This is a genomic window from Actinocrinis puniceicyclus (assembly GCF_018283645.1).
Classification (GTDB): Bacteria; Actinomycetota; Actinomycetes; order Streptomycetales; family Catenulisporaceae; genus Actinocrinis; species Actinocrinis puniceicyclus.
This window is the reverse complement of the sequence record NZ_JAGSXH010000258.1, coordinates 1-2,892: the sequence shown is the minus strand read 5'-3', so window position 1 is coordinate 2,892 and position 2,892 is coordinate 1. Positions and strand designations below refer to the sequence as shown.

Below are 2,892 nucleotides of genomic sequence, written 5' to 3'. Positions count from 1 at the left end.
GGGGGGAACACCGATGCTAGCGCGGGCGGGGCTTACCGAGCCGGGAAGCGGCAAGACCGTGCCACCCGACGCGAGCGCGGCCGGCCCGCGCGGCCGCCCCGTATTCGGGGACTGCGACCGCGCGGGCCGGCGTCCGGGTCGGCGCGTCGTGTGATCATCGACCACTGTCAGCACTTCACCGCATGGTCGGATTACGGATAGCTGGTCACGTTACTCGGGGTGGTGTTGGACGGCGTGGCAGCTCCCGTGCCGTTGATGACGTGCTCGATGACGCCGACGCCGCCGAGCGAGACGGTCAGCAGGTCGTGGAACTGTACTCCGGAGGTGTTCGGCGCCTCGAAGGCGTGGTCGTTGACCACCGAGGCGTTGACGTTGAAGTAGCAGTAGCTGCCCATGCCGTACGCCTGGTGGGTGGTGACGCCCGGCGCGACCTCATACGCGGCGTAGCCGTTGGTCGAGCCGTTCATCCAGGCGGCCTGGTTCGGCGGATCGTACGGGTTCTCGTTCTGGAAGAAGATCGTCTCGCCGCCGTTGCCGTTCCACTTCACCTCGTACTTCTGGTAGTGCTCCACGAACAGGCCGGTCGCCAGGACGTTGTCGCCGTTGACGATCATGCCGGTGTCCGCGGTGTTCACCGTCCAGCCGACCGTGCCGCCGTTGCCGTGGTCGGCGCGCCACGCCCAGATGTCGTTGATCAGGGTGTTGTTGTTGTTGACCACGAGGCTGTTGGTGGCCTTGCCCGCGATGTCGCCGCCGATGCGGAAGAACACGTCCTGGATCGAGTCCGGGTTGCCCGCGTGGTTGGCCGACGCGCCCTGCGGGCCCATGGTCAGCAGCGACTGGGAGTTGGTGGTGCCGGCGTCCATGAGCAGGCCGCTGATACGCACTCCGTCGACGTCGGCCACCTGCATGGTGTTGACGCCGTTGACCGGAATCAGCGTCGGGAAGCCGATGCCGAGGACCACGGTGTTCGGGTTGGCGATGTTGAGCGTCTGGTCGATGTTGTACACGCCCGGGGTGAAGAACAGGTTGCAGCCCTGCGCCAGCGCCGCGTTCATCTGCGCCGCGGTGTTCGACGGGGTGACCACGAAGAACTGGCTCATCGGCACCGAGGTGCCCGGCGTCGAGCCGCTGTTCCAGCTCGGACCGGAGGCGTTGGTGCGCAGCGAGGGCAGGAACACGTGGTAGTTGCCCGACGAGTCGACGTACAGGTACGGCACGTCGCGGGACACCGGCGTGGTGGCCAGCGTGGTCATCGGCGGGTTCGGGAAGCTCTGCGCCGGAGCGCCGTTCACGCCCGAGAACACCATGTTCCACACCGAGCCGCTCCAGCTGCCCAGGTTGCTGTCCTGCGTGTACCACTGCTGCTGGGACACGCTGGACGCCTGGCCGGAGACCTTGCTGTCGGCGACATAGCCGCCGCTGGCGTAGCCGTAGCTGGCCGGGTACATCTCCAGGCCGCCGTGCACGTCGACCCGGCGGAACGGACCGGCCTGCGCCACCGCCCAGCGGTCGCTGCCGCTGGACGGGTTGATGGCCAGGTTCTCCGCCGACCGCCAGAAGTTCTGCGTGGCGTTGCCGGTGCCGTCGAAGGAGTCCACGGTCACGTCCCCGTTGATGGTGACGTCGTCAGGGTTCTGACCGAGACCCTGGATCGAGGTGTAGTAGCCGATGTTCGCCTCGACACTGTACGTGCCCGGCTTGAACAGCAGGGCGTTGCGCTGGGTGCCGAACTGGTTGAGCTTCTGCGTGTTGAACACCGCGTCGACGGCCGACTGGATGCTGGAGGCGGACATGCCCGGGTCGAAGACGTCCACGTTCGGACCGAGGTTCGGGGTGTTCGACTGGCCGGTGCATCCCGGCGGGGTGGAGCCGGTGGCCGAGGCGGAGGGCGAGGCGGACGGCGACGGGCTGCCGGTTGCGCCGCCACTGCCGGTGTAGACCTGGAACTCCCAGAGCGAGTAGCCGTACGCCGTGGCCCGGGTGGTGCCGTACATGCGCACGTAGCGGCCCGATCCACTCACGTTGAGGGTCTGCGTGCCGCCGGTGGCTGTGGTCGTCGAGTAGATCGAGGTCCAGGTGCTCGCGTCGTTGGACACCTGGATCTGGAACGCGCTGGCGTAGGCAGCCTCCCAGATCAGCCCGATCTGGCAGATCGGCTGCGTGGAGCCGAGGTCGACCTGGAGCCACTGCGGGTCGCTGAACGCGCTCGACCAGCGGGTCCCGGTGTTGCCGTCGACGGCCGCGGAGGCGGGGTAGGTGGCGTTTTCCAGCGACGAGGCGGTGGCGGGCATGTTCAGCGCGGCGTCCGTGGTCCCGCAGCCGCCGCCGGTGCCGAGGGTGCCGTAGACCTGGAACTCCCAGAGCGAGTAGCCGTACGGGGTGGCGCGGGTCGTACCGTACATGCGCACGTAGCGACCGGAGCCGGTGATGTTGAGCGTCTGGGTGCCGCCGGTGCCTGTGGTCGTCGAGTAGATCGAGGTCCAGGTGGTGGCGTCGTTCGAGGTCTGGATCTGGAAGGCCGTGGCGTACGCGGCCTCCCACTGGAGCACGACCTGGCTGACCGAGGCGGTGGAACCCAGGTCGACCTGGAGCCACTGCGGGTCGCTGAACGCGCTCGACCAGCGGGTGCCGGTGTTGCCGTCGGTGGCGTTCGAGGCCGGGTACGCGGCGCTTTCCAGCGACGAGGCCGTGGTCGGCTTGCCCTGCGACAGCAGAGTCGGTGCGGCGTGAGCCGCGGTGGTGGACGCGATCAGCGCGTAAACGGCCAGGCTCAACGCCGCGGTCACGGCGGCGAAGGCTCTTGCCCAGCGCGGTAGAGGTCTGCGGGGCGCTGACGCGCCGGAGGAGCGTGCCTTCATTGGCGTCTCCATCTTCACCGGGGGGTGGGAG

At 68.3% G+C, this 2,892-nt stretch carries 1 protein-coding gene; it reads right to left on the bottom strand.

What is annotated here, in order from left to right:
• Positions 1-191: 191 nt before the first annotated feature.
• The gene (locus KGA66_RS28530) at positions 192-2,861 is read right to left on the bottom strand and encodes a pectate lyase-like domain-containing protein (protein WP_211472638.1); all 2,670 of its coding nucleotides are present in this window, start codon (positions 2,859-2,861) and stop codon (positions 192-194) included.
• Positions 2,862-2,892: the final 31 nt, after the last annotated feature.

What these genes read in the sequence shown, in the direction of transcription:
- KGA66_RS28530 (WP_211472638.1), bottom strand. Translation starts at nt 2,861, where the DNA reads ATGAAGGCACGCTCCTCCGGCGCGTCAGCGCCCCGCAGACCTCTACCG.